This window comes from Puia sp. (genome assembly GCF_036500295.1).
Lineage (GTDB): Bacteria > Bacteroidota > Bacteroidia > Chitinophagales > Chitinophagaceae > Puia.
Window position 1 is genome coordinate 25,405 of the sequence record NZ_DASYCH010000044.1, and the last position, 25,970, is coordinate 51,374.

The following is a 25,970-nucleotide window of genomic DNA, read 5'->3' on the forward strand; positions in this document are numbered from 1 at the left end:
CCCAGCCATGAACAGATTCATCCCGATTGCCCTCCTCTTCCTCGCATCCGTGTCCGGCGCCAAAGCCCAGGAGATCAAGATCCAGAATCTCCGAACCGAATACCGCACCAATCCGCTCGGCATCGGCACCCTAACGCCAAGACTCAGCTGGGAACTCCAATCCTCGCATCACGGCGTGACCCAGTCCGCTTATCGGCTCGTCCTCTACAAAGACACGATCGCCAACCTATTCTGGGATTCCCAAAAACAACCCGGCACGACCAGCATCGGCATCATCTATAACGGCCCCGCCCTCACCCCCGGCCACACCTACTACTGGCGCGTTAGGGCATACGACGCAAAACGCAACGACAGCTCCAAACTCAGCGCCATCAACTCCTTCCAGGTGGGCCTGATAAATGTGGCCGACTGGCAGGGCGCACAATGGATCGCCATGGATTCCACGCTCCCCATCTTCAAAAAAGAGATCACCGTCACAAAACCCCTGCTCCGCGCCACCGCCTTCATCAGCGGACTCGGCCATTTCGAACTCCGGGTCAACGACGAAAAAACCGGCGATCACTTCCTCGATCCCGGCTGGGTAGACTACAGGAAGAAGGCTCTCTATGTCGCCCTCGATCTGACACCCCAGTTAAAACAAGGCGCCAACAAACTCGATGTTCTTCTCGGCAACGGCTTCTATACCGTCCCCCGCAAACGATATCGCAAACTGATCACCAACTACGGCATCCCCAAATGCATCGCCCGGATCGTCCTGGAATATCGGGACGGCAGCACGGAGAACATCCTCACGGATCAAAGCTGGCAGTGCGCTCCCGGCCCCATCACGTTTTCCAGCATCTACGGCGGTGAAGACTATGACGCCCGCCGCGAGAACCCCACGAACTATCAGCCCGCAATCCTCGTAAAAGGCCCGCCACTCCTCGAAGCCCAATCCGCCGAACCGCTAAAAGTTTTTGAACACTTCACACCCAAAAGCATTACCAAACGGATCGTCCCGGGCGCCCCCTTACGGGCCGGGCTCTCTGTCGCACAAGGTGGTCCTGCCGATCCCTGGCGCAGCTCCTGGATATACGATCTCGGGCAGAACAGCTCCGGCATCGCCACCCTCACCGTCACCGGCAAAAGCGGCGCCACCATCCGGATAACCCCCTCCGAACTCCTGGCCGGCGATAGCGCCAACCAAAAAGCCACCGGCAAACCTTACTATTGGGAATATACGCTGAAAGGCGGCCAGCCCGAATCCTGGCAACCCCGCTTCACCTACTACGGCTTCCGCTATCTCCAACTCGACGGCGCCGTCCCCGCGGGCGAACCAAATCCCGATAACCTCCCCGTCGTCAGCCGGCTCGAAGGTCTCCATACCCGCAACGCAATGGAACGCACCGGCAAATTCAACACCAGCGACTTGCTCTTCCGGCGCATCGACACGCTGATCGATTGGGCCATCCAAAACAATCTCGCCAGCGTATTCACCGACTGCCCCCACCGCGAAAAACTCGGCTGGCTCGAAGAAGCCCATCTCATGGGCAACTCCATGCGCTATGGCTATGATATCGCTTCGCTGTATCGAAAGGTCATCCGCGATATGATCGACGCCCAGACCGACAGCGGCCTCATCCCCGAGATCGCCCCCGAGTATGTCGTCTTCGGCAAACCCTTCCGCGACTCGCCAGAGTGGGGGAGCAGCGCCATCATCCTTCCCTGGTATTGCTGGCAATGGTATGGCGACAAAGCCGCCCTCAAAGAAGCCTGGCCGATGATGCAACGCTATATCGCCTATCTGGAAAACAAAACCGAAGATCATCTCCTGTTTCAAGGTCTCGGCGATTGGTACGACCTCGGCCCCAAGCATCCCGGCCTGTCCCAAAACACTCCACAAGGCATCACCGCCAGCGCGATCTACTATTACGATCTCACCCTCATGGCGCAGACCGCCACCCTCCTCGGCCAACCCGAAAAAAGCAAGGCCTACAGCCAACAGGCCGAAACCCTCAAAAAAGCCTTCAACGAAAAGTTCCTCGATAAGCAAACGGGTAACATCGGCAGCGGCAGCCAGGCCGCCAACGCCATGGCCCTCTATACCGGCATCGTCCCCCAACAATCTCAGGCCGCCGTCTTCGCCAACATCGTAAAAGATCTTCAGCAACGCAACAACGGCCTCACCGCCGGCGACATCGGCTTCCGCTATCTCCTGAAGGTCCTCGACGAAAAACATCGCCCCGACCTGATCTTCGCGATGAACAGCCGCACCGACGTCCCCGGCTACGGCTACCAGCTGGCAAAAGGCGCCACCGCCCTCACCGAATCCTGGCAGGCCTTACCCTCCGTCTCCAACGACCATCTCATGTTGGGCCACCTCCTCGAATGGTTCTACGAAGGCCTCGCCGGCATCCACGCCCTCGACAGCGAAAACCACAGCACCATAAAACCCGAGCCCGTCGGCGATATCCAATGGGCCGGCGCCGATTACCACAGCCCTTATGGCCTCATTTCCTCCCACTGGAAAAAAGCCAAAAACACCTTCGACCTCGACGTCACCATCCCCGGTAACACCACCGCCACCGTCTGGCTCCCCGCATCGAAAGAAGCCGTCATCACCCAGGGCTGGACAAGGATTGCCGGCCAGCGGGACCTCCGGCTCATAAAGCGCGACACCAGCTGGGCGGTATTCGAACTGGGCTCCGGCAGCTATAACTTCCGCGCGACCACCGGCAACACCGTCAGCGAAAAAACGATGGACGCCATCTACCAAAAGATAAAAACGCCCTATAAATATGGCCTGGTAATGGTGCCCACCGACAAAAGCAAAAAGCTCGACTGCCCCACCGTCTTCCGCAAAGGAGACAGCTGGTTTATGAGCTATATCATCTACGACGGCCGCGGCTACGAGACCTGGCTGGCCAAAAGCCCCGACCTCCTCCACTGGACCACCACCGGCCGGATTATGTCCTTCTCGGACAGCACCGCCGCCACCCGGCCCTGGGACGAAAACCAAAAGGCCGGCTACATCTCCCTCCAGGACCCCACCTGGGGCGGCAGCTACAAGCTCCAGCAGTACGCCGGCAAATACTGGATGCCCTACTTCGGCGGTACCTCGACCGGCTATGAAGCCGGCACCCTCTCGATCTCCATGGCCTTCACAGACAAAAACCCGGCGACGCCCCACGAATGGCAACGACTCGGCCATCCCATCCTATCCCCAAAAGACACAAATGTTGCGTGGTGGGACAATCATACGATGTACAAAAGCTGGGCGCTCTGGGACAAACAAAAACACACCGGGCACCCCTTTCTCCTTTACTATAACGCCAACGGCGACAGCCTGGACCGGAAAAGAGGCAGCGAACGCATCGGCATGGCCGTCTCCGATGACATGATCCACTGGACCCGTTATGGCTCAAATCCCATTCTCGATCATCTCACCGGCATCACCGGCGATCCGTATATCCAAAAAATAGGCGATATTTACGTCCTGTTCTATTTCGGGGCCTTCTGGAAAGGGACACACGCCGCGTTCAACCGCTTCGCCTGTTCCTATGACTTGGTACACTGGACGGATTGGACCGGTCCCCCGCTGATTGAACCGTCTGAACCCTACGATGAAGTATTTGCTCACAAGTCTTTTGTCATTAACTATAAAGGCATCATATACCATTACTATTGTGCTGTTGACAAAAAAGGCAATCGCGGCATCGCTGTAGCTACCTCCACCGATAAGGGAAAAAGCCCAAAAACCTTTTAGTAGAAAACGAGTATGCGTATATTTCTTGTTGCTGGCATTTGTTTATTGCTTTCACCTGCCACGACACCCCAGACCCCCGAGACCCTGCACAATATCCATCCACGCCAGAACTTCGACGCCGGCTGGAAGTTTCACCTCGGTGACGTCCCTGCCGCCAGCACCATCACCTTCAACGACAAACCCTGGCGCACCCTCGACCTCCCCCATGACTGGAGCATCGAAGGCGAATTCAGCCAGAACAACAACACCGGGCAGCAGGAAGGCGGCCTCCCCGCCGGCATCGGCTGGTATCGCAAGACCTTTAAACTCCCCGTCACCCGGCCGGGGGCCAGCAAAACCTACATCGACTTCGATGGCGTCTATCGCAACAGCGAGGTCTGGATCAACGGCCACCTCCTGGGCAAACGTCCCAACGGCTATATCTCCTTCCGCTATGACCTGACCCCCTGGCTGAAAAAAGGCGCCGACAACGTCCTCGCCGTTCGCGTCGACAACTCCGCCCAGCCCAACTCCCGCTGGTATACCGGCTCGGGCATCTACCGCCATGTCTGGCTCGAGACCCAGCCCGCGGCTCCGATCACCATCGACCACTGGGGAACCCTCGTGTCTACGGGCGCCATGACCGAAACACAAAGCCGCCTGCAGATAGCGACCACCCTCCGCTCGATCCAACCGGGCCAAACAGCGACCCTCCAGCAGGTGGTCTACGACGCCAATAACAACAAGGTCGGCGCCGTGACCCTCCCTTATACGGCAAAAGATACGCTCGCCACCGTCCATCAGGATCTCTGGATACCCAGGGCCCAGGCCTGGTCCCCCGACCGGCCCTATCTCTACACCCTCGAGACCAGCCTGCTCATCGGGAACAAACCGGTCGATCGCCAAACGGCTCGCATCGGTATCCGCCAGTTTCAATTCAATGGGTGGCAGGGATTTCTGCTCAACGGCCGTCATCTCAAGATAAAAGGCGTCTGCCTCCACAACGACCTCGGCGCTCTCGGCACCGCCGTCAATACCAGCGCCATGCGCCGGCAACTGCTCATCCTGAAAGACATGGGCTGCAACGCCATCCGAACTTCCCACAATCCCCCCGCCCCCGAATTCCTCGATCTTTGCGATGAACTGGGCTTCCTCGTCATGGACGAGGCCTTCGATATGTGGCAGAAGAAAAAGAACAAATACGACTATAGCCTCGACTTCGCCGCCTGGCATCGCCGCGACCTCACAGACCAGGTCCGCCGCGACCGCAACCACCCCTCCGTTTTTATCTGGAGCATCGGCAACGAAATAAGGGAACAATTCGATGCTTCCGGCATCACCCTCACAAAAGAACTGACCGCCATCGTAAAAGAGAACGATCCCACCCGCCCCGTCACCTCCGCGATGACCGAACCCGACACCCTGGAGAACAATATCTGGCAAGCCGGCGTCCTCGACGTCATGGGACTCAACTACAACCAAAAGGTCTACGACTCCGCACAGCGGAAATACGGCGGTCACCCTTTTCTCGCCACCGAGACCACCTCGGCCGAGGAAACCCGCGGCCACTACGACATGCCCTCCGACAGCATCCGCCGCTGGCCCACCTCCGCAAAGATCCCCGCCGTCGGCGTCAACCACGACTATACCGTCTCGGCTTATGATAATGTCTCGGCCTATTGGGGGTCTACCCACGAAGAGACCTGGCGCATCGTAAAACGCAATCCCTTTGTTTCCGGGATGTTTGTGTGGGCAGGCTTTGACTATCTCGGGGAACCCACGCCCTATCGCTGGCCGGCCCGCAGCAGCTATTTCGGCATCGTCGATCTCGCCGGCTTTCCCAAGGACAGTTATTATATGTATCAGTCCGAATGGGGTTCCAAACCCGTCCTCCATCTCTTCCCCCATTGGAACTGGAAACCCGGTCAGCTCGTCGACGTCTGGTGCTACTATAGCCAGGCCACCGAAGTGGAACTGTTCCTCAACGACCGCAGTCTCGGCGTAAAACGAAAGGAAGGGGATGAGTTACACGTTCAATGGCATGTGCCCTTCGAACCGGGCGTCCTCAAGGCCGTCTCCCGCATCCATGGCAAAACCGTGCTCGAAGCCGAAGTCCGCACCGCCGGCGCTCCGGCCCGTGTCCAGTTCATGGCCGACCGCCAGACGATCCATGCCGATGGCTCCGACCTGTCCTTTGTAGGCATCCGCATCGTCGATGCACAAGGCAACCTGGTTCCGAACGCCGATACCCAATTGACAGTCAACGTCACGGGCGAAGGCTCCCTCGCCGGGCTGGACAACGGCTACCAGGCCGACCTCGAATCCTTCCGGGGCACCCGTCATAAAGCCTTCAACGGGCTCTGCCTGGCGATCGTCCAGTCCAAAAAGAAAGCCGGCCGGATCACGCTCCACGTCAGTGGCGCGGGTCTCCAGCCGGCTACCCTCGAAATAGAAAGTAACTAAGTGTGTGTAACAGACTTAGCTACTTTCTGGCATACTTGATCTCCATTGATTTAACTTCCTTGCCCTCCATCGGATAGTACATCTCCAACACCTGGTGGTCATCATCCACAAACTTCCACACCTCGCGGAAGGGCGTATCCTTTCCGGTCATGGGGTCGGCCATCGAGCCGGTATAGGTAATGCTCTTGCTGGCGTCATCCCATGTCCCGGCCATGGTCATGATCCCCGTACCCATATTGTCGACCCAGGAATTTACGAACTGCTTCTTGACATTGTCATAGCCCGTGTACCCGACTCCCTCGAAGGGCATCCCCATCATATTGCCCTTGTTGGTCGATTTCAGAAAGCGGCCGCCCAGGACCATCTCATTGACGGCCTCGGCCGTAGAGGTGGTCGGTGGCTGCCCGGGCTGCATCCACATAGTGACGGTCGCCGTCCAGGTCCCGGCCGATTTGGCCAGCATCTGATGCGACTCACCCGGAGCCCCGGCGGCCATCATGGCCTTCATATCATCACTGTTATTCTGGGAAAAAGATGCGAATGGAAGCGTGACGGCAAGCGCCACAGCAGCAACGGTTAGCTTGTACATAACGAAGGTTTTGGTGTACTCCAAGCTACGACTTTTTAACGACTCCTCCCCCAAAAAATAGTAAGATATGACATCAAGTCGATCAAAACTTACATTGTTTCCCCTTCCCACCGCCTGTACCTTTAAATTCCAACAGTTAAACGGTAAAGACATATGAAGGTTAGCTTGCTTGCACTGGGTATATCCCTTTTACAATTCGCCTTTTCGCCCTCCTACGCCGGCAAAACAGTTGCACAAACCTCAAACGAAGACACCGCCTATTTACGAGTGATCACCGAACGTGCCGGAAAGATCGTAACCGCTCTCAACCTGCCCGACTCCGCCGCCTTCCTCCGCGTCAGGACCATCGTCGCAGGCCAGTACCGCGCCCTCAACGCCGTTTACACCGACAGGGACACCCGGCTGAAAGAATTGAAAGACCAAACCGATAAAACGATCGTCGACTCCGTTAAGAAGATCATCCAGCAGGACGTAGACACAAGGGTCGCAAAGTTACACACGGCCTACCTCGAAAAACTCGCAACCGAACTCGATCAGCAGAAGATCGATAAGGTGAAAGATGGAATGACCTATAGCGTAGTGGAAGTCACCTATCGCGCCTATCAGCAAATGCTGCCCAATCTGACAGACCCGCAAAAGGCCTACATCCTCGCCGCGTTGATCGAAGCCCGCGAACACGCGATGGATGCGGAGTCCTCGGAAAAGAAACACGCCTGGTTCGGAAAGTACAAGGGTAGGATCAATAACTATCTTTCTGCACAGGGCATAAGCATGAAAAAGTAGTATTCTCTATTATCAATTATAATGATTGCTCATTTTTCTCCTAAAACTAAATGCCATATGACATTGCAACGAATGGCGAGATACTCCCTCGCTCTGCTGCTCTTGTTTCTGCATCACTCTATGCTCTATGCTCAAAAAAAGTCCGTCTCGGGAAATGTCTATAATAAGGACACAAAGGAGCCGATGATGGGCGTTACCGTCAACGTCAAAGGGACGTCGACATCGGTCATCACCGACAACAATGGCTTCTTCGCCATTACACCTCCCGCAAGAATGAAAGTGGTGTATCTCACCTTCTCTTATATCGGATTCGGCAGCATGAGCGTAAAGGTCGATTCCACCACGCCCCTGACGGTAAATATGTCCGCCACCAACAAATCCATGGACGACGTCATCGTCGTGGGTTACGGTACCCAGAAAAGATCGAACGTCCTGGGTGCCGTTTCCGTCGTCTCGGGAAAAGAACTGGAAGATCTCCCCGCGGTGAACATGTCCACTTCCCTGATCAATACGATACCGGGAGTCGGTGTCAGTCAAACCTCGGGTAAACCCGGCGCCACGACCAACCTGACCATCCGCGGTGCAACGACCTTCGCCACCGGCGGTTCGACAAGCCCCTTATATGTCATTGACGGTCTCGTACCGATCATCGCTTCTTCCGGATCGACCGACCCAACCGGGAAAACGGCCTTCGACCTGCTCGATCCCTCCGAAGTGGAAAGTATCACCTTCCTGAAAGACGCTTCCGCAACCATCTATGGCGCCCGGGGCGCGAACGGTGTCGTACTCGTCACCACCAAAAGAGGCCGTCCCGGAAAACCCCGCGTCAGCTATTCCGGTTCCTACATCCACGAAGACGCCTCAAAAGTGCCGAAGATGATCGACGGCTATGATCAGGCCCTGCTCCTGAACAACTGGGTGCAGAATTACGATCCCTATAAAGTCGTCCCCAGCGAGATATACACCCAGCAGGAACTGGATTCGATTCGCTTCAGAACACACAACCAGCGGAACATGTGGTTCAACAAAAGCTGGAAACCCGGCTATGCCCAACGGCACAACCTGAGTGTCAGCGGCGGTTCGGACAAGATCACGCTCTTCGCCGGCGCCAATTATTATAACGAGATCGGCAACCTCCCGAACGACACGCACCAAAAATATGGCATCGAACTGGGCGCTAACGCCAAAGTGACCGATGACCTCACCCTTGACGTGGTCCTGGGTTACAATACAGGGTACAACAATCAGCCGGTTCCAAAAGGGATCTCGGTGACCGATCAATCCGATCAGGAGAATGGTTATGTCGGCACCATGCTCACCACTCCCAGCTTTATCCCTGAAACGTCAGGCGGTCGACCCCTCTATTACGCGGCGACCAAATACAATCCACTTGCCTTTCAACAGTCCGGATCCTATACAAAGGATAATTCCGAGACCTTCAACGTCAATTTTTCGGCAAACTATAAGATCCCGTTTGTAAAAGGATTGTCCATCCATGGACAGTACGGCCGGAATACCTACAACGACTTCAGCAAACAGTGGTTTGTTCCCTATAACGCATATAACTTCAAATCTCCCGGGGTACACACCAATAAGACTGCAGGCGGTATCAACACCCCTACCAGCACCCAGAACGTAATGTATTTCGATACGGTATCCTCGGTTACAAAGGTCACCAACAGCGATCAACTGGCCGAGGTCTACAACAATTCAAAGAACTGGCAGGCAACGGAAGGCATCGAATTTGCCCGGATCTTCGGCAAGCATAACCTCGATATCGCCCTTTACGCGGAACAATCCCAGACGGAAGGACAATTTCTCAAGACCTATCGCCAGCAACAGGTGATCCCGGGTGTCGACCAGTACTTTGCCTACTCCGCGAACAGCGCCAACTGGGATGCCGAAGGATATCAGACCTCCACCGGCCGGGCCAGTTACCTCGGTCGCCTGTCCTATACCTTTAATGAAAAGTACATGCTCCAGGCGGCCTTCCGCGATGACGCCTCGCCGCAATTCCCGACGGAACACCAATGGGGCTTCTTCCCCTCCGTGTCCGTGGGCTGGCTGGCTTCGAATGAAGACTGGTGGCAAAAATTTGCCCCGGGCATCAATGACTTCAAGGTCCGCCTCAACGTAGGCCTCACCGGTAACGACGCAACCTCTTCCTTCTCCTGGGCCCAGCAGTACACCGCCTCAAATCCCATCGGTTACCTGTTCGGCACCACGGGACAATATGCGGCCAACGGCCTCCAGACCACTACGACGCCCAATCCGGACATCACCTGGGAACGGGCGCTTATGAAAGACCTCGGCTTCGACGGGACCTTCGCCAACCGCAAGTTCCATTTCTCAGTCGATCTCTGGTACAAACATCAGTACGATATGCTCGATATCCCCACCTCCTCGGTTCCCAATACCTACGGAGGGAGCATCGCCAACTTCAACTACGGCATCCTCAACTCCTGGGGCGATGAGTTCCAGGTAGGGTATAACGGCCGGATCAATAAAGACTGGTCGGTCTTTGCAACGGTCAACTTCGGCTTCTCCATCAACGGCAACAACAAGGTCATCAGGACTTACTATAGCTCCGGTACGGATACGGGTTATAAATATCCGATCGGTAAACCCACCGACCTCGGCATCAGCGGGTACAAATCCTCGGGGATCGTTCGCTCGCAGGACGCCGTCAACGCCTGGTATGCAAAACATCCGGGTTGGACGATCAATGGCGATTCGCTCCGTCCCGGCGATCTCAACTTCGTCGACGTGAATGGCGACGGCATCATCGACGCCAACGACCAGACCCAGATCGCAAAACACTCCAATGCGGCCGCCAATATCGGCTACATCCTCGGCGCCCAATGGAAGAGTTTGCGGGTCTCGACAAACATCGCGATGAGTCTTGGCGGTAAGGAGGTCTTGCCAAAAGTGGATATCACTCCACCCACAAAGGACGCCGCCGGATTGGATATGTGGAAGCATTCCTATACGGCCTGGAAGACCGATGCGCTCCTGCCGGCCATCTACGCGCCGCTGGCCAATCAGTCATCCACCTTCTGGCTGCGCAGCAGCACCTATGTGTACGTCAATAATCTCCAGATCTCCTGGTCGCTGCCAAAAAGCTTCATCGGTAAATACAAGATCCCCGATGCGCGGCTTTACCTGACGGGAATGAACCTCTGGACGATCGTTAGCCCAACCCCCTATCGGGATCCCCGTTCGGGCGAGATAACAGACTACCCGATCCTGCGCACATGGACCTTCGGATTGAACGTAAACTTATAGCATTTAAAAAGCACGAAAATGAAAAAGACGATTGCCTATATATTCATTGTGTTGATGGCCCTTGCGGGCAACTCCTGCACCAAACACATTCTCGAGAAGGTAAATTTCAACGGCCTCCCGAGCGCCGAGGTCTGGTCCGATACAGTCCAGGCGAATCTCTACCTGAACAACCTGTATCAGATAGTCATGCCTGTTTGGCCGGCAAACGCAAATGCCAATACCTTTCCTTCGGCGTTCCATAACACCAGCGACGAAAGCAACGGAGGCACCACGGCGATCCTGCAGGGAAAACTCACCAGCGAATCGGTCACCGATTTCTTTGCTTCGGGTTCGGCCGGCGCCTATCCCTACATGCGCCGGATCAACATCCTCTTCGCCAATATCGACAAGTATGGATTGCAACCCGCCCAAACCGTGAAGATCAAAGCCCAGGCGCACTTCCTTCGCGCCTATGTCTACTTCGATCTGCTGAAGTACTACGGCGGCATTCCCTATATCACCCAGCCCTTCGACTGGGCCACGGATTCCCTCAACCTTCCCCGCAACCCTACCTCGGCATGTATCGATAGCATCGCGTCCGAACTGGATCAATGCTCCATCCTCCCGGCCTCCTGGCCGGCAACGGATTTCGGCCGGATCACCCGCGGCGCGGCACTGGCCTTCAAGGCGAGAGTTCTGCTTACCTGGGCAAGCCCCCAATTCAACCCCCAAAACGATCAGACACGTTGGCAACGCGCCTATACAGCCGCTCAGCACGCCTATGATACCTGCACGATGGATGGCTATGCGCTTTATTCGAATTTCTCCCGCATCGCCCTCGACGCCGGCAATGCCGCCGACCACGAGCCGATTATTTTCCGCCCCTACAACGGAGTCAATGCCAATTTCCAGTTTGAAGGGTATGACAACGTAACCCGTCCCTTCTCCCAGTCGGCAGGCAGCGGCGGCACAACCAACAACCCCACCTGGAACCTGGTACAGGCCTTCCCGATGAAGGATGGTTTCGCCGTCACGAAAGATTCCGGCGATATCCATAAAATTAAATACGACTCCGTCTATTACTGGAAGAACCGCGATCCCCGGTTCTATGCCACAATTGTTTACAATGGCGCGATCTACGGCCTGAGTAACACCCCGGGGCGCAAACAATGGATGTATACCGGCATCACCGTGGATAAAAGCCACCTCACGGCCACAGGGTTCTATGACCGCAAGAGCATCGACACGACCCAGTCTGCAACAAACTCGCAGTTCGGCAAAACGTTCTGGGTAGAACTGCGCTATGCCGAGGTCCTGTTGAACCTGGCCGAGTGTGCAAATATGACCGGGAACCAGGGACAGGCATATATGCTGATGGAAACCCTCCGGAAAAGAGCAGGCATCTCCGCCAACAGCGACGGCCTCTATGGTTTACAGGCCGCCATGAGCCAGGACCAGATGGAAACCGCCATCCTCAATGAGCGTCAGGTGGAATTCGCCTTCGAAGGAAAGCGTTACGACGATCTTCGCCGGACCCGTACCTTCGACAAATTGAATGGCAGCTATCGCCAGCAAATGGTGGTGGCTTTCAAGTCCTCGTATAAGCTCAGCGATATGGAAAAATTGAATTCTGTAACCGGCGTCGCACCGGTCGATACCATCGACGTGAACGGTCCGGATTACATCAAGTATTTTACCCATACGATAATTCCCATCACCAATGAGAGCGTGATCAACTTCCTGCCGACCTACTATGCCTATGCCATCCCGTCCAGCAATATCAGCAAGCAGCCGGCAATGCAACAGACCATCGGCTGGGTGTTCGCGGGCGGCATGGGAACCTTCGATCCGACCAAATAATTCGCACTAAAGAATAAAACATGAAGAACAAACTCTTTCAGATTGTGACTTTTGCCGCTGTTTCGCTTGGCATCTCCCGGCCGGCGGCTGCTCAGTACCCGACGATTCCTGACGACGTAAAAGCACAATCGGAAGCTCTGATGAAAGAATCCTACCGCCGGAGTGACTCCGCCTGGAAGGTGGCCTGGCCCATCGTCGATAACGACGCAAAACACGGGAAGCCCTATGTCCCCTGGGCCGCCCGGCCAACCGACCTTCCCCAGTCACCCATCCTCGCCTTCCCCGGTGCACAGGGTGGGGGAGCGCATACCTTCGGCGGTCATGGCGGCCGGGTCCTGGTCGTCACCAGCCTCGAAGACAGCGGCCCCGGCACCCTTCGCTGGGCAGTGGAACAAGGCGGAGCCCGGATCGTGGTTTTCAATGTCGCAGGGATCATCCATCTGCATAGCCCGATCATCCTCCGGGCGCCCTATATCACCATCGAAGGGCAATCGGCCCCCGGCGACGGCATCTGCGTAGCCGGCGAATCCTTCTGGGTCAATACCCACGACGTGGTCATTCGCTATATGCGCTTTCGCCGTGGTGAGACCAACGTAGGTCGCCGCGACGACGCCCTCGGCGGGAATCCCGTAGGCAACGTCATCGTGGACCATACATCCACTTCCTGGGGCCTCGACGAGAACTTTTCCATGTATCGCCATATGTTCGACCCGGGCGACGGCTCCAAGGAGGAAAAACTCGGAACCGTGAACATCACCATCCAGAACTGTATCTCCGCCGAATCCCTCGACACCTGGAATCATGCCTTCGGCACGACGATGGGCGGTGAGAACTGCATGCTCGTCCGCAACCTCTGGGCCGATAACACGGGCCGCAATCCCTCGGTTGGCTGGAACGGCGTGTTCAACTTCGTCAACAACGTCGTCTTCAACTGGCATCATCGCAGCATGGACGGCGGCGATTACACCAGCCTCTATAACATCATCAACAATTATTTCAAACCCGGTCCCGTCACCCCCAAAAATGAGAACGTGGGCCATCGCATCCTGAAACCCGAAACAGGGCGCAGCAAGCTGAAAGAACTCCACTTCGGCCGCGCCTATGTCAACGGGAACATCATGGACGGTTATCCCGAGATCACCAAAGACAACTGGAACGGTGGCGTTCAGGTGCAGGAAGAAAAAGATGCCGGCGTCTACAAAGACTATATGAAGGTCGACAAGCCCTTCCCCATGCCCGCAGTGACGATCATGCCCACCGAAAAGGCCTACCAGTTCGTCCTCGCCAACGTGGGCGCTACCCTGCCGCACCGCGACGCCGTCGACACCCGCGTAGTGGAACAGGTTCGGACGGGAAAAATAGCCTACAAAGAGGTGAACACGGATACGCTTCCTCAGTTTCATGTTCGTAAATTGCCCAAAGATTCCTATAAGCTCGGGATCGTCACAGAGGTGTTTGAAGTAGGCGGCTACCCCAACTACCAGGGCAAGCCCTACAAGGATTCCGACAACGACGGACTGCCCGACGCATACGAGACCAGCCACGGCCTCAACCCAAAAGATCCGAATGACTCCGCAAAACCCGCAAAAGACGGAAGCGGATACAGCAACATCGAGGTCTGGCTCAATACTCTGGCGCAAAAAGGCGAAAAGCCCATAAAATGATGCGATCACTAGCAATTGTATTCGCAGCGACGTTGCTGCCCTTTTGGTCCGTAGCACAGAAAAAGCAGAAGCCACCCGAGCCGCCATCTCCCGTGGCCGCTAAAGGAGGACATCTCATCTATACTCCTGATGAGAAAGGGGATCGTATCCCGGACTTCTCCTACAGCGGCTACAAAGGTGGCGATACTTCGATACCCGACGTACCCATTCGCGTCACCGTGCCACAAAAGGACGGTGACGCGACGTTTCGGGTCCAGGCCGCGCTCGACTATGTAGCCGGCCTCCCCGCCGGCAAGAATGGCATCCGCGGCGCCGTACTCCTCGAAAAAGGCGTCTTTGAAATAAGCGGCACCCTCTTCCTCCGCCACAGCGGCGTCATTCTCCGCGGAAGCGGCATGGACGACCGGGGCACCCTCCTTCGCGCCACAGGCCACGATCGACGCACCCTCATCCGCATCGTCGGCGATAACGACCGGCACACGGAAAAAGAGATCACCATCGCCGACACCTATGTTCCCGTCAACTCCCGCCACTTCCGGCTTGCCGGTTCCAACCCCTTTCATCCGGGCGATCATCTTCTCATCCACCGCCCTTCGACGGAAGCCTGGATAAAAAAACTCGGCATGGAAACCTTCGGCGGCGGCATCTCCGCCCTCGGCTGGAAACCCGGACAACGCGATGTCTATTGGGATCGGACCATTACCGCCATCGACGGCGACGGCGTCACCATCGACGCCCCCATTACCACGGCGCTGGATACAGCCTATGGCGGCGGGCGGGTAGCCGCCTATCAATGGCCGGGCCGGATCGAACAGGTAGGCGTAGAAAATCTCCGCTGCGTTTCCGACTATGACCGCCAAAATCCAAAAGACGAAGCCCATAGCTGGATGGCCATCACCATCGAAAACACCCGTGACGCCTGGGTGCGCCAGGTCATCGTCCAGCATTTCGCCGGTTCCGCCGTATATGTTCTTCGCACCGCAAGCCGCATTACCGTTCAGGATTGTAAATATCTGGCGCCCATCTCCGAGATCGGCGGCCAACGCCGCAACGCCTTCCTCACCGAAGGCGGACAGACGCTCTTCCAGCGGCTATACTCCGAACGGGCCTTCCACGATTTCGCCGTAGGCTTCTGCGCCCCCGGCCCCAACGCATTCGTCCAATGTCAATCTTATTATCCCTATAGCCTCAGCGGCGCGATCGACAGCTGGGCCTCCGGCATCCTCTTCGATGTCGTCAACATCGACGCCCAAACGCTAAGCTATGCCAACCGCGAACAGGATGGGCAAGGCGCTGGCTGGTGCGCCGCCAACAGTATGTTTTGGAACTGTACCGCAGCCCGGATCAACTGCTACCGCCCACCCGGCGCAGAAAACTGGTCCTATGGCTCCTGGGCCCAATTCGGCGGTGACGGCTACTGGTCCGAATCCAACTCGACCATCCAGCCCCGCAGCTTTTTCTACGCCCAGCTGGCCGAGCGCCTCGGCGCCGAAGCCGCCAAACGCGGGGATATCCTTCCGGTCGAGAACGAAGCATCCAGCAGCCCAACCGTCGCACAGGCAAAGGCTCTCACGGAATGGTCGGTAAAACCCCGAATCCAACTGACAGCCTGGATCGACGAGGCCGCTCAGCGTGACCCCATCCCCGTCGAAGCAGGCAATGCTCCTTCGATCGATAAGCTCAACCCTAAGGCCCCCCCCGCCGCCACGAAGGCCGCACCTTTACAGACCGTAAATGGCTGGCTCGTCCGCGGCAACACCGTCCAGACCGGCCGCCGCTACGAAGAACCCTGGTGGATGGGTACCGTGCGCCCCTACGGCGTTGCAGAAGCCAAACCCGCCATCACCCGCTGGGTGCCCGGTCGCACGGGAACGGGACTGACAGACGACCTCGACGCCCTCACCGACACCATGCGCAACAAACATGTCGTCGCACTGGATCATAACTATGGTCTCTGGTACGATCGCCGCCGCGACGACCACGAACGCATCCGCCGGGCCGACGGCGACGTATGGCCGCCCTTTTACGAACTGCCCTTTAAACGCAGCGGCAAGGATACTGCCTGGGACGGTCTCAGCAAATACGACCTGACAAAATACAACCCCTGGTATTGGGACCGCCTCAAACATTTCGCGGACCTCGCCGACGCAAAAGGAATGGTGCTCCTCCATCAAAATTATTTTCAACACAACATCATCGAAGCCGGCGCCCACAACGCCGACTTCCCCTGGCGGCCGGCGAACAACATCAACAACACCGGCTTCCCGGAACCCACCCCCTACGCCGGCGACAAACGCGTCTTCCTCGCCGAGCAGTTCTACGACACCGCCAACCCCGCCCGGCACGACCTTCATCGCGCCTTTATCCGGCAATGCCTCGATAATTTCGCGGACAACACCGGGGTCATCCAGCTGATCAGCGCCGAATACACAGGCCCGCTTCACTTCACCCAATTCTGGCTCGACGTGATCCGCCAGTGGGAAGCAGAAAAAGGAAGAAGAGAACTCATCGCCCTCAGCACGACAAAAGACGTACAGGACGCGATCCTCGCCGATCCCGCCCGCGCCGCCACCGTCGACATCATCGATATCCGCTACTGGTACAACCAGGAGGACGGGAAGACCTATGCCCCCCTGGGCGGCCAAAGCCTGGCGCCCCGCCAACACGAACGCCTGCTGAAACCCAAACGGCCTTCCTTCGAACAGGTCTACCGCGCGGTAAAAGAGTACAGGACAAAATATCCCGCAAAAGCGGTCATCTACTCCGCCGAAGGAGAGAACTTCGGCTGGGCCGTCTTCATGGCCGGCGGATCACTCGCAAATATTCCGGTCATCAGCGACGCCCGCTTCCTCTCAGCCGCCGAGGCTATGCAACCCGCGGAAAAACCCTACCTGCTGCAAGGCGCAAACGGCTATATCCTTTACGCTACCGGCAACACCCCCATCGACCTGGCCCCCGGCGCCTACCGCGTACACCGGATCCACCCCACCGGCCAAACCGAACCAAAAACCACGAAAATAAAAGGCGGTCGAACCACCACCCTCGAATCACAAGGAACAACCATCTTTTGGCTGGAGAAACAATAGACTATGCGCACCGGTCTTTGCATATTATCCTTACTCGTTCTCACCACCGCCCAGCCGGATCCATCCCGCCTGCGCGTTTCCCCGGACAAACATTTCTTCCAAACGGAAAAAGGCGAACCCTTTTTCTGGCTGGGCGATACGGGTTGGCTCCTGCTCACAAGACTAACCCGCGAACAAACCGGCAAATACCTCGAAGACCGGCATAAAAAAGGCTTCAACGTCATCCAGGTCATGCTGGTCCATGGACTCACAGACACCGATGTATATGGCGACTCCGCCCTCCGCAACAAAAACCTGGCTACCCCGGGAGAGGCCTATTGGCAACATCTCGACTATGTCGTTAATAAAGCCGCCGAAAAAGGCATCTATCTCGCCCTCGTCCCCGTCTGGGGCGGGGTGGTAAAAGCCGCGAAGACGACGCCGGCTCAGGCAAAAGCCTACGCAACCTTCCTTGCACACCGCTACAGGGACAAGCCGAATATCATCTGGATGAATGGCGGCGACATCAAAGGCTCCGACTACGAAGCCGTCTGGAACACCATCGGAACGACATTAAGATCCGAGGACCCCAACCACCTGATCACCTTCCATCCCCGCGGCCGCGCCTCCTCGTCCTTCTGGTTCGAACAACAGCCCTGGCTGGATTTCAACAGCGTGCAATCCGGTCACCGCAGCTACCAGCAGGACACCTCGCGCGACGACCCCCGCTACGGGGAAGACAACTGGCGGTATATCGAGGCGGACTACAAACGCACACCCATCCGACCCGTCCTCGACGCCGAACCGTCCTACGAACAGATCCCCCATGGTCTGCACGATACCACCCAGCCCCGCTGGACCGCTGATGACGTACGGCGCTATGCCTACTGGTCCGTATTCGCCGGCGCCTGCGGGTTCACCTATGGCGACAATTCCGTCATGCAAATGCTGCGGCCAACGGACAAAGGCAGCGCCTACGGCGCAAGAACCCCCTGGTTTCAAGCCATCAACGACCCCGGCGCCGGCCAGATGATCCATCTGAAAAAGCTGATGCTCTCCCGCCCCTACTTCAGCCGCATCCCCGACCAATCCCTCATCGCCGATCAGGGTACACGGTATGACTATATCCTCGCCACCCGCGGCAAGGACTATGCGTTTATCTACACCTATACCGGCCGTAGCTTCCGGATCAACCCCTTCGCCAAACAGCAAAAAGGTTCCTGGTATAATCCCCGCACCGGCGAAACGATCGCCATCGGTACCGTAACTTCCCCGACGTTCGATCCCCCCGGGGAACCACACCCCGGCAATGACTGGGTTCTCATTCTTGATACAACAGAAAAATGAAGAAGACGTCGCTGATCATAACAACCCTGGTCCTTCTGGCCTCCTGCAGACCGGCAAAAGACGTCTATCTTTTCACGTCCTTCCGCGAACCCGCCGTCGACGGCCTGTATTTTCTCACCAGCAATGACGGCTATCACTGGACCGATCTCGGCGGCTCCTGGCTAAAGCCGGCGATCGGCGAGAAAAAGCTGATGCGCGACCCTTCCATGGCCCAGGGCCCCGATGGCACCTGGCGCCTCGTCTGGACAAGCGGGTGGAACGGTGACAAAGGCTTCGGCTACGCCTCCTCAAAAGATCTCATCCACTGGAGCGAACAACAGTATGTCCCCGTCATGGAGCACGAACCGGAGGCCTTCAACGTCTGGGCCCCGGAGATCTTTTACCAGAAGGACAGCGCCCGGTTCATCATCGTCTGGGCGACGACCATCCCCTTCCGTTTTCCGAAGGGCCAGGAAGATGAGAAGAATAACCATCGCCTCTATTGCACCACCACAAAGGATTTCAAAACCTTCACCCCGAGCCGCCTCTATTTCGACCCCGGCTATAGCGTCATCGATGCCACCGTCGTCCAGCGCGGACCAAAAGATTTCGTACTCGTTTTCAAAGACAATACGCGCCTGCAGCGGAATATAAAGGTCGCATTCGGCGCGAGCGCCGCGGGTCCCTGGCACGACGACTCAAAGGCGTTCACCCCGGAATTCACCGAAGGCCCCACCGTCGCGAAAATAAAGCACGACTATCTCGTCTATTTCGATAGCTACCGCGCAAAACGGTACGGTGCGGTAAAAACCACCGATTTCAAGACCTTTACAGACGTCTCCAACGAGGTCTCCGTCCCCGTCGGACATAAACATGGCACCATCGTCATGACGGATAAACGCACCATAAAAAGATTAAAACATGAGCACAAACCGCAGGACCTTCATTAAAACGGCCTCCCTGGGAAGCCTTCTCGCCGTAAACCTGCCCGGGATCACCGTCGCGTCATCAAAACGGATCTCCCTCTCCAACGACGACGTCATCCTCTTCCAGGGCGACAGCATCACCGACGCTCACCGGAAGAAAGATGACAACAACCCAAACAGCCCCGCCGCCCTCGGCGCAGGCTATCCCGTCCTCGCCGCCGCCGATCTGCTCTCCCGCTATCCCGGAAAAAACCTGAAGGTCTACAACAAAGGCGTCAGCGGAAATAAGGTCTACCAATTAGCCGATCGCTGGCAGTCGGATTGTCTCGATCTCAAACCGACGGTACTCAGCATCCTCGTCGGGGTGAACGATTTCTGGCACACCCTCGTCAACGGCTATACCGGTACCATAAAAACCTATCGCGACGACTATAAGACGCTCCTCGACCGCACAAAACAAAAGCTGCCCGAAGTAAAGCTCATCATCGGCGAACCTTATGCAGTCATCGGCGTAAAAGCCGTCGACGACAAATGGTATCCCGTATTCAACGAATACCGTCAGGCCGCCCGCGAAATAGCCGAATCCTTTGGCGCCGCCTTCATTCCCTACCAGGAGGTCTATGACAAGGCACAAAAATCGGCTCCCGGTTCCTACTGGACCGCAGACGGCGTCCACCCGACCCTCGCCGGCGCCCGCCTGATGGCGGAAGCCTGGTTGCAAACCGTAAAAGGATAACATGAAACGCGCGATCATCCATCTCATTCTCCTGATAACATTCGCCAATGCGCAAGCGCAGGATAGCGCTGCCGCCGAACTCGTCCACTATACGGGTCATACCCTCTCGAACCCTGACTACCACCACGGGCAGCTGGCCCCAGCCGTCGGCGTCCACAGCATACAGGTACTCCGCGCCAACCGGGAACACCCCGAACTCGCAGAAGGCTCCGGCTACACCTACAACCATGCGCCCATGCTCGCATACTGGAATAATAAATTCTATCTCGAATATCTCAGCGACAGGGTAGGGGAGAGCGTCCCTCCCGGCCAAACCCTTTTGACCACATCGCCCAACGGCTACACCTGGTCAAAACCCGTCGTCATCTTTCCTCCCTACAAGATCCCCGACGGTACGACAAAAGAAGGCCACCCCGGCGTGGCAAAAGATCTTTACGCCGTCATGCACCAACGCATGGGTTTCTATGTATCAAAACACAACCGCCTTCTCGTACTGGGTTTCTATGGCATCTGCCTCGACCCCCACGATGATCCTAACGACGGCAAAGGCATCGGCCGCGTCGTCCGCGAGGTAAAACCCGACGGCAGCTACGGCCCCATCTATTTCATCCACTATAACCCCGCCTGGAATGAAAAGAACACCACCTTTCCTTTCTATACCACCAGCAAGGACAAAGGGTTCATCGCCGATTGCAACGAACTCATGGCCACCCCGCTCATGATGATGCAATGGGTGGAAGAGACCGACCGCCATGACCCCCTCATCCCCCTGCAGAAAGACTATAAGGCCTTCAACTTCTACCATCTTCCAAACGGGCACGCCATCGGCCTCTGGAAAAACGGCCTCACGGCAACCAGCAAGGACCAGGGGCGCACCTGGACCCGCGTCATCCGCGCTCCCCATATCGTGACCGCCAATGCCAAGATCTGGGGGCAACGCACCTCCGACGGCAACTACGTCACCATCTACAACCCCTCCGAATTCCGCTGGCCCCTCGCCATCTCCACCAGCAAGGATGGCCTCGACTATACCAATCTCTTACTCGTCAACGGCGAGATCTCCACCGCCCGCTATGGCGGTAACTACAAAAGCTACGGCCCTCAATATACCCGGGGCATCGAAGAAGGCAACGGCATCCCCCCCGACGGCAACATCTGGATCACCTATAGTATGAACAAGGAAGACATCTGGGTCAGCACCATCCCCGTCCCCGTCACCGACAAGGTCACCGCCGACGTGGATGACAAAGGAAAAGAATTCACCCGCTGGAACACCTTCAGCCCCATCTGGGCGCCTGTCACGATCACCGGCAAAGGCCTCGAACTGAAAGACGCCGATCCCTACGATTACGCGATGGCCGAACGCGTCTTCCCCGTCGCGAAAAAGATGGTTGCGCAATTCGCGATCACCCCGGCCCAGGCCGACCACGGCCAACTCCAGATCGAATTCCAGGATGAACACAACGCCACCGCCGTTCGCCTCAGCTTCGAACCCGACGGCACGTTCATCACAAAAGCCGGCGCCCGGATAAAGAAAATGCTCAGCTATAAGGCCGGCGCCACCTATACCCTAAAGGTCAGCCTCAATACCGACACCCGGATGTACACCGTAAACGTAGACGGAAAAGATGTCGTCACCCAACTCTTCTTCGCCCCCGTCGAAAGCCTTGGCCACATCGTCTTCCGCACCGGCGAAACCCGCCACTTCCCGACACCGGACAGTCCCGCGGAAGCCGATTCCGATCAGCCCCATGCCGGCGACAAAGTCCCCGAAGCCTCATTCACCCTCCAATATCTGAAGACCACAAAACAATGATGACGCGTCTCACCATATTAGCTGTCTTCCTCACGCTCTCCGCCGCCGCGCAAAAAGAGTCCGCCCTATCTCCCACCGCCGTCACCCACCTCGGCGGCTTCGCCGGCAACCGCATCGAAAAGAACAAAGACAATTATCTCAAAACCTTCGACATCGCCAAATATGTCGGCCTCATGGAGACGCGCGACTTCACCGGCTGGGACTGGCGCCAGGGCGAACAACCCGGCAAATGGCTCGAAGCCGCGATCCTCTCCGGCGAACCATCCGCTCACACGATCTACCAACGCATCCTCAAGACCCAGGCCCCCGACGGCTATATCGGCATCACCAGCCAGAAAGTACGCACCCCCGAAAAACCCCTGGGCGGCATGGACGCCTATGAACTATATTTTACCCAACACGCTCTATTGACGGCCTACGAAGTATGGAAAGACCCAAAAGCCCTCACCGCCGCCAAACACCTCGGCGACTACTTCGTCCGATATATCGGCCCCGGCAAAGCGGAATTCTGGCCCTCCCCAACCCATGCCCCCGAGAACAAAGGCAAGACGCTAAAAGGCACCATGCACTCCGCCATCGCCGGCCATAGCATTCACTACTCCTGGGAAGGCACCCTCCTCATCGACCCGATGATGCGGCTCTACCAGCTCTCCGGCGACAAACGCTACTACAACTGGTGCAAATGGGTCGTCGGCAGCATCGACAAATGGAGCGGCTGGGACGCCTATTCCAATCTCGACAAGGTCGCCGCCGGCACCCTGCCCATCGACAAGATCCAACCTTACGTTCATGCGCATACCTTTCAGATGAATTTCCTCGGCCTGCTGCGGATGTACCGTGTCAGCGGCGACAGTTCCTATCTGAAAAAGGTCGAAGGCGCCTGGAACGATATCGCCTCCCGCCAGCGCTATATCACCGGCGGCGTCAGCGTCGGCGAACACTACGAGCGCGACTATGTCAAACCCCTCACCGGCGAGATGATGGAAACCTGCGCCACCATGTCCTGGATGCAGCTTTCACAGGCCTTGCTCGATATCACCGGGGATCCCAGGTACGCCGACGCGATCGAACGCATCCAGTGGAACAATGTCTTCGCCGAACAAACCATCGACGGCGACGCCAATCATTACTTTACCCCGCCAAACGGCTATACCCCAAAAGGCTATTACCGCGAACCCGACTGCTGCATGAGCAGCGGCGATCGTCTCCTCTCCATGCTCCCCGGCTTCATCTACGCCACCGGACCCAACAACAATATCTACATAAACCAATTCGTCCCCTCTACCACCACCATCGGCAAAACCACGATCACCCAGCAAACCGGTTTCCCCGAAACCGGCGCGATCACCGTCCTCGTCAACCCGGCCGCACCCACAAAAACGACCATCGACATCCGTATCCCGGCCTGGTGTACAAACCCGGTCCTGACGGTCAACGACCAACCCGTCGAGGCAAAGCCCGGCTCCTATGCCCGCATCACCCGCACCTGGCGCAAGGGCGACAAACTCACGCTCACCCTCCCCATGTCCCTCCAATGGATACGGCACGATCACTACCAACGAACAGCCGACCGCAAACCGTATAAGACAAGCCCCGATGACGACGCTCCCTATGCACTCGTCCGCGGCCCCCTCGTCTATGCCGTCGACGATATCTGGTACAAAGGCGATACCGCCGATTTCCATAAAGGCTGGATGGATAGCATCCGCTATCTGCTCACCGACGCCGCACAATTAAAACGGCTACCGGCCCCCGACAGCAACATCCTCGGGCCCGCCTATGAACTGACGCTGATAAAAGCCGACGGCGAAAAAGCGACCCTTCCCGTCTATCCCTTTGCCAATATCGGCAAATGGTACCGCGATCCCGCACACAAACCCGACAGCAACGCCGCCGCCTGGACCTATGCCATCTGGCTGAAAGGCGAACCCGCCAGTTCCGGCGCCCTCAAAATGCCGCATGTTTTCGAGAATAACATGGTCCTGCAACGCAACGCCCCCGTACCCATTTGGGGCGATGCAAAACCCAACACCGCCGTAACCGTCCACTTCAATACCCAAACAAAAACGACTACCGCCGACAACAACGGCCACTGGCGGCTCCGCCTCGATCCGCTCGAAGCCGACGCCCATCCTTCCATCCTTTCCATCACCAGCGAGAAGGACGCCCTCCGCTATCGCAACGTGCTCGTCGGCGAAGTCTGGCTCTGCAGCGGACAATCCAATATGGAATACCCCATGCGCAGGCTCAAACAGATCGATTCGGCCGATAACCCCAACATCCGCATCTTTCTGGTCCGCCACGACTACTACAAACAAAGCAGCCGTCATGCCTGGGATGCCGCCACCGGCGCCCCGTTAAGGGACTTTTCCGCCCCCGCCTACTTCTTCGCAAAGGAACTCTACGCGAACCTCCACGTCCCGATCGGCGTGATCTCCAATGCCATCCCCGGAAGCCGCATCGAACCCTGGCTGCCCGATACCGGAAAATTCTACACCACGATCGTCAAACCCCTCGCCCCCTACGCGATAAAGGGTTTCTGTTGGTACCAGGGCGAATCCAACTGCTTCGTCAGCGACACCCTCGCATATCCGAAAAAGATGACCAGCCTGATCGATAGCTGGCGAAGCCTCTGGGCCGAACCCAACGCGCCTTTCTACCTGGTTCAGATCACCCCCTACGAATATTCGAAGACCACCCATTCCGTCTACACCGAACCGGCCTTCTGGGAAGCCCAGCAAAAAGCGCTGCAACTTCCGCACACCGGCATCGTCGTGACCACCGATCTCGTGGATAGCGTGTCGCAGCTTCACCCGCGGGACAAACAACCCGTCGGCCACCGGCTGGCCCTCCTCGCACTGGGGACCGCCGCCTCGCCCGAATTCCAATCCATGACCGTCAAAGGCCGGACCATCCGGCTCAAATTCGTCAACACCGGTACAGGCCTCGTCAGTCACGACGGCCAACCCATTAACTGGTTCGAAACTGCGGACAAAAGCGGTAAATTTACTCCCGCAACGGCAACCATCACCGGCCCCGACACGATCACCCTAACGGCCAGGGCTAAGCCCACAGCCGTCCGATTCGGCTGGAACGAAGCCGCCCAACCCAATTTATTCAACAAAGAAGGCCTGCCCGCCATGCCGTTCCGGGCTTCAACCAACGAAACGAAATGAACCGGATACTCACCATAGCACTCATCGCCATCGCCCCCTTGCTCACCCATGCACAGGAGACCCAAAAACTCTGGCTCTCCGGCACCGGCAACGATCATACAGTGGATTGGAAATTCTTCTGCACCGAAGGCAGGAATTCCGGCAAATGGACCACCATCCCCGTGCCCTCCAACTGGGAACTGCAGGGCTTTGGCACGTACAATTACGGTCTCGACAAGGACTCCCTCCGCGGACACGAGAAAGGTCTTTATAAATATAATTTTACCATCCCCTCCACTTGGAAAGGCCATGTTGTTAATATCGTCTTCGATGGCAGCATGACCGATACGGAAGTAAAGATCAATGGCAAATCGGCAGGCGCCACCCACCAGGGCTCGTTCTATCGATTCCGGTACAATATCTCCAGTCTCCTCCGCTATGGCGCGTCCAACCTCCTCGAGGTGACCGTGGCAAAAGAATCGACAAACAAGTCGGTCAACATGGCCGAACGCCACGCCGATTTCTGGATCTTCGGCGGCATCTTCCGCCCCGTCTATCTCGAAGCCATGCCCACCCAGCATATCACCGGCCAGGCCATC

14 protein-coding genes are annotated in these 25,970 nt (G+C 57.0%); 13 read left to right on the forward strand and 1 reads right to left on the reverse strand.

The window, feature by feature from the left end; genetic code table 11:
* Positions 1-7 precede the first annotated feature (7 nt).
* Positions 8-3,745: a family 78 glycoside hydrolase catalytic domain gene (locus tag VGM48_RS09225; protein ID WP_331578285.1), complete on the forward strand. Its 3,738-nt coding sequence runs from the start codon at positions 8-10 to the stop codon at positions 3,743-3,745.
* 12 nt (positions 3,746-3,757) lie between these two features.
* A complete protein-coding gene (locus tag VGM48_RS09230) occupies positions 3,758-6,187 on the forward strand; it encodes a glycoside hydrolase family 2 TIM barrel-domain containing protein (RefSeq protein ID WP_331578287.1) in 2,430 nt (809 codons plus the stop codon).
* Positions 6,188-6,206: 19 nt separating this feature from the next.
* On the opposite strand, the gene VGM48_RS09235 is transcribed toward VGM48_RS09230, so the two are convergent.
* Positions 6,207-6,776: a DUF1579 domain-containing protein gene (locus tag VGM48_RS09235; RefSeq protein WP_331578289.1), complete on the reverse strand. Its 570-nt coding sequence runs from the start codon at positions 6,774-6,776 to the stop codon at positions 6,207-6,209.
* Positions 6,777-6,929: 153 nt separating this feature from the next.
* Here VGM48_RS09235 and VGM48_RS09240 point away from each other — a divergent pair, with 153 nt between their 5' ends.
* The 11 genes from VGM48_RS09240 to VGM48_RS09290 form a co-directional block, all read left to right on the forward strand.
* Positions 6,930-7,559: a DUF3826 domain-containing protein gene (locus tag VGM48_RS09240; RefSeq protein ID WP_331578291.1), complete on the forward strand. Its 630-nt coding sequence runs from the start codon at positions 6,930-6,932 to the stop codon at positions 7,557-7,559.
* Between the two features lie 57 nt (positions 7,560-7,616).
* A complete protein-coding gene (locus tag VGM48_RS09245) occupies positions 7,617-10,844 on the forward strand; it encodes a SusC/RagA family TonB-linked outer membrane protein (RefSeq protein ID WP_331578293.1) in 3,228 nt (1,075 codons plus the stop codon).
* An 18-nt stretch (positions 10,845-10,862) separates the two neighbouring features.
* A complete protein-coding gene (locus tag VGM48_RS09250) occupies positions 10,863-12,683 on the forward strand; it encodes a RagB/SusD family nutrient uptake outer membrane protein (protein WP_331578295.1) in 1,821 nt (606 codons plus the stop codon).
* A 20-nt stretch (positions 12,684-12,703) separates the two neighbouring features.
* Entirely contained in the window at positions 12,704-14,347 is a 1,644-nt protein-coding gene (locus tag VGM48_RS09255; RefSeq protein ID WP_331578297.1) for a polysaccharide lyase, read from the forward strand.
* Entirely contained in the window at positions 14,344-17,433 is a 3,090-nt protein-coding gene (locus VGM48_RS09260) for a DUF6298 domain-containing protein (RefSeq protein ID WP_331578299.1), read from the forward strand. Before VGM48_RS09255 ends, VGM48_RS09260 begins: the two co-directional genes overlap by 4 nt.
* Before the next feature lie 3 nt (positions 17,434-17,436).
* Positions 17,437-18,759, forward strand: a complete 1,323-nt coding sequence (locus VGM48_RS09265; RefSeq protein WP_331578301.1) for a glycoside hydrolase family 140 protein — start codon at positions 17,437-17,439, stop codon at positions 18,757-18,759.
* Positions 18,756-19,688 (forward strand): glycoside hydrolase family 43 protein, encoded by a 933-nt coding sequence (locus VGM48_RS09270; RefSeq protein ID WP_331578303.1) that lies wholly within the window; start codon positions 18,756-18,758, stop codon positions 19,686-19,688. Before VGM48_RS09265 ends, VGM48_RS09270 begins: the two co-directional genes overlap by 4 nt.
* Complete coding sequence (locus VGM48_RS09275; RefSeq protein ID WP_331578305.1) at positions 19,660-20,400, forward strand: SGNH/GDSL hydrolase family protein; 741 nt, start codon at positions 19,660-19,662, stop codon at positions 20,398-20,400. The genes VGM48_RS09270 and VGM48_RS09275 overlap by 29 nt, the downstream gene beginning before the upstream one ends.
* Before the next feature lies 1 nt (position 20,401).
* Positions 20,402-22,216 carry a six-hairpin glycosidase gene (locus VGM48_RS09280; RefSeq protein ID WP_331578307.1) on the forward strand — a complete coding sequence of 605 codons (1,815 nt, stop codon included), beginning with the start codon at positions 20,402-20,404 and terminating at the stop codon, positions 22,214-22,216.
* Positions 22,213-25,392 carry a beta-L-arabinofuranosidase domain-containing protein gene (locus tag VGM48_RS09285; protein ID WP_331578309.1) on the forward strand — a complete coding sequence of 1,060 codons (3,180 nt, stop codon included), beginning with the start codon at positions 22,213-22,215 and terminating at the stop codon, positions 25,390-25,392. Before VGM48_RS09280 ends, VGM48_RS09285 begins: the two co-directional genes overlap by 4 nt.
* The coding region (locus VGM48_RS09290; protein ID WP_331578311.1) for a sugar-binding domain-containing protein at positions 25,389-25,970 on the forward strand (582 nt) is incomplete at its 3' end. The genes VGM48_RS09285 and VGM48_RS09290, both read left to right, overlap by 4 nt.

Bases quoted from the DNA above. Each gene is read 5' to 3' on its own strand.
- VGM48_RS09225 (WP_331578285.1), top strand. From the start codon at position 8: ATGAACAGATTCATCCCGATTGCCCTCCTCTTCCTCGCATCCGTGTCC.
- VGM48_RS09230 (WP_331578287.1), top strand. From the start codon at position 3,758: ATGCGTATATTTCTTGTTGCTGGCATTTGTTTATTGCTTTCACCTGCC.
- VGM48_RS09235 (WP_331578289.1), bottom strand. From the start codon at position 6,776: ATGTACAAGCTAACCGTTGCTGCTGTGGCGCTTGCCGTCACGCTTCCA.
- VGM48_RS09240 (WP_331578291.1), top strand. From the start codon at position 6,930: ATGAAGGTTAGCTTGCTTGCACTGGGTATATCCCTTTTACAATTCGCC.
- VGM48_RS09245 (WP_331578293.1), top strand. From the start codon at position 7,617: ATGACATTGCAACGAATGGCGAGATACTCCCTCGCTCTGCTGCTCTTG.
- VGM48_RS09250 (WP_331578295.1), top strand. From the start codon at position 10,863: ATGAAAAAGACGATTGCCTATATATTCATTGTGTTGATGGCCCTTGCG.
- VGM48_RS09255 (WP_331578297.1), top strand. From the start codon at position 12,704: ATGAAGAACAAACTCTTTCAGATTGTGACTTTTGCCGCTGTTTCGCTT.
- VGM48_RS09260 (WP_331578299.1), top strand. From the start codon at position 14,344: ATGATGCGATCACTAGCAATTGTATTCGCAGCGACGTTGCTGCCCTTT.
- VGM48_RS09265 (WP_331578301.1), top strand. From the start codon at position 17,437: ATGCGCACCGGTCTTTGCATATTATCCTTACTCGTTCTCACCACCGCC.
- VGM48_RS09270 (WP_331578303.1), top strand. From the start codon at position 18,756: ATGAAGAAGACGTCGCTGATCATAACAACCCTGGTCCTTCTGGCCTCC.
- VGM48_RS09275 (WP_331578305.1), top strand. From the start codon at position 19,660: ATGAGCACAAACCGCAGGACCTTCATTAAAACGGCCTCCCTGGGAAGC.
- VGM48_RS09280 (WP_331578307.1), top strand. From the start codon at position 20,402: ATGAAACGCGCGATCATCCATCTCATTCTCCTGATAACATTCGCCAAT.
- VGM48_RS09285 (WP_331578309.1), top strand. From the start codon at position 22,213: ATGATGACGCGTCTCACCATATTAGCTGTCTTCCTCACGCTCTCCGCC.